Here is a 4,676-nt window from a genome sequence, read left to right as displayed (position 1 = left end):
CTCGTACCGCACGCGCGCCCGGCACACGACAGAGTGCCGGGCCCGCGGCGTTCACACACCGTGTGCGCGATGGGCTCGCATATGCCCTTCGCACACTCTCCCGCCTTGGCCACCAGGCGAGTTGACTTTCCGTGCGCATCAGGGGGATGGACAGCTACAGAAAGGAGCGGACTCGTGACCGCCGACCCCGAGCATCGCGTGGTCCCGCAAGAACTCGCCGAGTTACGCCGCAGCTTGGACGTGGGCCTGGCCCGCGTCGACGGACAGCTGGCGTTGCTCACCCAACACGACGAACAGAGCGTAAAGAACCAGGACGAACTGACCGTGCGGATCGCCGCACTCGAGCACACTCGCTGGCCTCTGCCCGCCCTTCTCGCCCTCACGGCGGTAGGCGCGCTCGCCGTGGCGGTCTGGCAGGCCATCGGCCACTAGTGCGCATCCTGGCCAAGTCGCAGGTGGTGCAGGAGCAGGAGCGCCGCCGCCATGTTGGCGGCCGGGACCTCACCACGGGCCACCATGTCGGGGACGAGTTTGAGTGGCACCCATTCACGGCGGTCGGACTCGAAGTCGTCTTCGGGATGGCCGATGTAGGTGCACTCGTCCGACCAGTAGATGTGGTGCCTGGCATCGGTGAGTCCGTTGGACGGCTCGACACTCATCAAGTGCCGTAACGGGCCCGGCCGCCAGCCGGTCTCCTCCTCCATCTCGCGGGCCGCCGCGTACGCGATGTCCTCGCCGTCCTCGACGACGCCCGCGGCCAGTTCCCAGCCCCAGCTGTCGGTGATGAAGCGGTGCCGCCAAAGGAGCAGCACCTCGTTGGCCTCATTGACGACGGTGGCCACGGCGACCGGCCGCAGCCGTATCAGGAAGTGGTCGAGATGCCGGCCGTCCGGCAACTCGACATCCGCCAGGTTGACGGTGAACCAACGGTTTCCATACACAGTTTGTTCGCTTTGTTTCGTCCACTGCACGGTTCTGCCACCTTCCGCCGAGTAGATGGCAATATCGCAGCAGCGGGGGTTTCAGAGCAGTGGTACGCGGTGCACGTCACAGAGGTACGCGCAGTGCCCCGTCAATGAGTTCGGCCGCCTCGGCCGTGCCGGCGCAGTCGCTGCGTACGAGATGTTCACGCACAGCCCGCAGCCGGTCGCGCAGCCGCTGGGACTCCATCCCCCGTGCCTGTTCTGCCATTTCCACCGCCGTGGCCACGGCCTCGTCGGTGTTCCCCTGGCGCAGTTCGATCTGGCTGAGCATGGCGAGCCGGTGGACCCGGCCCCGGTCGTGCGCCGGGGTGTCCACGGCGGCCGCCGCGTGCTCACGTGCTCCCGTGAGGTCGCCGAGGCTGAGCAGCGCCTCCGCCACTTGTACGTTGACGAGTCCGGGCTGGACATAGCCGGTCTCGGCCGGCTCGCGTCCCCGCCGGATCCGGTCCGCCGCGGCCTCCGCACGCCGGATGCAGGACAGCGCGCTCCTGCCGTCTCCCAGATGCGCGTACGCCTTGGCCTGCATGGCGTACAGATCGGATGCGAGCGCCGGGGTGAGGTCGCGCCCCGCGGCGCGCAGCGCGGCCTCCGCGAAGGCCACCGCCTGCCGGAACTCCCGCATGAAGAGGGACTGGTTGACGAGGAGCGCGATGACGTAGGCGCCAAGTCCCCTGTCGCCACTGGCCTTTGCCAGGCGCAGGGCCTGGTGGAAGTAGCGCTGGGCAAGGCCGTGCGCGTCCGAGTCGTAGGCGCAGATGCCCGCGATGGCCACCAACCCGCCGGTGGAGCGGTGCAGTTGGCGGCCGGTCGCGTCGGTGTAGCTGCCGCGCAGCAGCGGCGCCGCCTCGGCGTTGAGGAAGCCGACGATGCGGGTGCGCGTCGCGATGCCGCCCGTCTTGCGGTACATCTGCTCGTAGTGGGCACGGGCCGCGCGCATCATGTCGATGTCGGCCGTACTGACGGGGTGCCGCCCGCCGCGCGACACGTCCACGTCCTCGGGCGGGTTCTCCCACTCCCACACGGGCATCACCGCGGGCGTGCCGGTGACCGCAGGGGCGCCGAGCAGATGCGGACGCTGCTGTTCGTCGGAGCGCCACAGGGCGGTGGCCCGTTCCACGAACCCCGAAAGCGTCGAGGCCGCGGAGCCGAGTCTCGCGGCCGGCAGGCCCGGCACGCCGAGGCCGATGTCGTCGAGGGTCACGGGGCGCTGGAGCCGCCCCGCGAGGACTTCCGCGATCAGGTCGGGCACCTGGCCGCGCGGACGCTGGCCCTTCAACCAGCGGGAGACGGCGGTGTGTTCGTAGCGCAACGCGAGACCTCGCCGCTTCCCGGCCTGGTTGACATGGGCGGCCAGGCCCGCGTGGGAGATTCCGGCTTCGTCGAGGATCGCGTCGAGCAGGGTGTTGGGCTGCATGGAGGCCCTCCGGTGGCTCGGTGTCGCCAGCGTAGTAGAGGTGTCTTCACACGGGGTGTGAACGGAGTGCGCGAATCCGGGGGGTGCGCGCTCTGCCGCGGCCCCTCCCGTCACGCTTGACTGAGGTTCCTCACAAGGAGGCCGGCCGGGCCGCCGGCTCCCCCTCGAAAAGTGCGGCGGCCCTCACTGGCGCCGTCCGCCCCGCTGTCTGCCCGACAACTCCAAGGCGGGGCCGGGCGGCGCATGGCCGGCACCGACGTCCGACTGACCAGGCGTCAGCTCACCGTGCTCGCGCTGCCCACCGCCTCACCCTGTAAGGGCACCCACTTGCGGTCGTTGCGCAGGACGAGCAGCGCCGCGTCATCGGCGGGCAACCGTCCGGCATGGCGCAGGAGTTGGTCGTACACCGCACGGATCACGGCCTGCGGCACCACCGGCGGGACCCGGACCGCCTCGGTGAGCGCATCCCGTAACGGGAAGAACCGCCCGGCGGCGTCCCGCGCGTCCTCCACGCCGTCCGTGTGCAGCACGAGCGCCTCCCCCGGAAGGAGTGAACCGCAGTGCAGCAGGGGCAGTTCGGGCGGCAGCGGAAAGGGTCCGAGCGGCGGCAGCGGCTCACCGCCGCGGACCGGCTCGGCACGGCCGCTCAGCCGGTGCGGCCAGGGGTGGCCGCAGTTCAGCGCGGTCACCTCACCGTCCGGGCCGATCTCCATCAGGAGTACGGTCACGAACTCCTCGGCCACGGGAGTCTCCGGCGCCGCTCCACCGCCGGCCGGGTGCTCGGCACGCGACCGCTCGCGCAGATGCCGCCCGAGGGCCCGCTCCAACCGCCGCAGCACAAGCGGCAGTTCGGGCTCCTCGTAGGCCGCCTCGCGGAAGCTGCCGAGCACGGCGGCGGCCGTCGCGAGCGCGGCGAGGCCGTGCCCCCGGACATCGCCCATGACGACGCGGACACCGTGGTCGGTGGCCGCGACCTCGTACAGGTCGCCGCCGACGGTCGCGCCCCGGGAAGCGGAGAGCCGCCCGGCCGCGACGGTGAGGCCCTCGACGCGCGGCGGCAGCGGTCGAAGGAGCACGTTCTGAGCGGCGCCCGCGATCTCGCGCAGCTGCCGCAACTCCCGCAGCAGCCCGCCCCGGACGTGCAGTATCAGACCCGTGCCGACCGCGAAGAAGACGGCGCTGGTGACGATCCGGGCGCCGAGGCCGTTCTGCTGGGCGAGCGGGCAGGCGAGTTTGTATGTGATGGCGACGGCGCCCCACACCGTCGGCAGCCCGAGCGTGAGCGCGCGCCGGATCCGCGTCGGTTCGACACGGGGCGGCCTCCGCCCGGTCCGGCGGGGAGCTCCAGCCCTCATACGGATCATGCCGACGGCCCCCCTTAAGGCCCTGTTCAGCGTGCAGGCCGTGCAGCCGCGCGGATCAGCCCCTGCGGCCGGATAGATTCTGTCGACCACCTGGGCCGATCGGGCCAGAGAGGGCTTACTAGTCACTCAAACGAGTGAAGGGCGCACCCGGAGGTCCGGATACGCCCTTCTTTGCGCCTCTTGTGCGCCTGGTGGCAACTACAAACGGTGACTACGCTCCGCGCAGCACCGCACCCGTCCGCTCCGCCGCGAGGGCGACGGCCGCGTCACGGGCCGCGGAGGCCTCGTCGACGGTCAGCGTGCGGTCGGCCGCGCGGAAGCGCAGCGCGTACGCCAGGGACTTCTTGCCCGCGCCGATCTGCTCGCCGGTGAAGACGTCGAACAGCCGGATGGACTCCAGGAGTTCACCCGCGCCCTCGCGAAGGACCTTCTCGACATCGGCGGCGGGGACGTCCCCGTCGACGACGAGCGCGACGTCCTGCGTGGCCACCGGGAACGTGGAGATCTTCGGCCCCTGCGGGACACCGGTGCTCGCGTCCTCGAGACGGTCCAGGTCGAGCTCCATCGCGCAGGTTCGCGCGGGCAGCGACAGCGCCTTGACGACCCGCGGGTGCAGCTCACCCGCGTACCCGATGACCTGCTCGGCGCCGTCGATCACCACGGCCAGCTCGGCGCACCGGCCCGGGTGCCAGGGACCGTACTGGCCCTGGCGCACGAGCAGTTCGGTGCCCGACTCGGCGGCCAGGGTGCGTGCGGCCTGGACCGCGTCGGCCCAGTCCGCCGGACGGCCCTTGCCCCACCAGCCGGCCTGGGGGGGGGGGGGGGGGGGGGCGGGGGGGGGGGGGGGGGGGGGGCCGGGGCGGGCGCGGGGGGGGGCGGGGGGGGGCTCGGGCGCGGGGGCGGGGGGGCGGTGTG

Annotated in this window: 4 protein-coding genes and 1 pseudogene; 1 reads left to right on the top strand and 4 read right to left on the bottom strand. The window is 71.9% G+C overall.

The annotated features are described in order from the left end of the window. Nucleotides 1-174: 174 nt before the first annotated feature. The gene (locus ACFWY6_RS44340) at nt 175-432 is read left to right on the top strand and encodes a hypothetical protein (RefSeq protein ID WP_266868917.1); all 258 of its coding nucleotides are present in this window, start codon (nt 175-177) and stop codon (nt 430-432) included. On the opposite strand, the gene ACFWY6_RS44335 is transcribed toward ACFWY6_RS44340, so the two are convergent. The 4 genes and pseudogenes from ACFWY6_RS44335 to ACFWY6_RS44320 all read right to left on the bottom strand — a co-directional run. Continuing rightward, nucleotides 429-971: an NUDIX hydrolase gene (locus ACFWY6_RS44335; protein ID WP_360772101.1), complete on the bottom strand. Its 543-nt coding sequence runs from the start codon at nt 969-971 to the stop codon at nt 429-431. The two genes, ACFWY6_RS44340 and ACFWY6_RS44335, sit on opposite strands and share 4 nt — an antisense overlap. Nucleotides 972-1,047: 76 nt before the next feature. Beyond that, a complete protein-coding gene (locus tag ACFWY6_RS44330; RefSeq protein WP_384703270.1) occupies nt 1,048-2,397 on the bottom strand; it encodes a transcriptional regulator in 1,350 nt (449 codons plus the stop codon). A gap of 275 nt (nt 2,398-2,672) precedes the next feature. Beyond that, nucleotides 2,673-3,761, bottom strand: coding sequence for a PP2C family protein-serine/threonine phosphatase (locus tag ACFWY6_RS44325; protein WP_384703267.1), 1,089 nt, complete (start codon nt 3,759-3,761; stop codon nt 2,673-2,675). 211 nt (nt 3,762-3,972) lie between these two features. Then, nucleotides 3,973-4,676 (bottom strand): annotated as a pseudogene (locus ACFWY6_RS44320) (phenylalanine--tRNA ligase subunit beta); the annotation flags it as partial.

The organism is Streptomyces sp. NPDC059037 (assembly GCF_042740015.1).
Classification (GTDB): Bacteria; Actinomycetota; Actinomycetes; order Streptomycetales; family Streptomycetaceae; genus Streptomyces.
This window is presented reverse-complemented; position numbering and strand designations above follow the sequence as displayed.

Excerpts from the sequence above, each read along its gene's own strand:
- ACFWY6_RS44330 (WP_384703270.1), bottom strand. The coding sequence starts at position 2,397 with ATGCAGCCCAACACCCTGCTCGACGCGATCCTCGACGAAGCCGGAATC.
- ACFWY6_RS44325 (WP_384703267.1), bottom strand. The coding sequence starts at position 3,761 with ATGATCCGTATGAGGGCTGGAGCTCCCCGCCGGACCGGGCGGAGGCCG.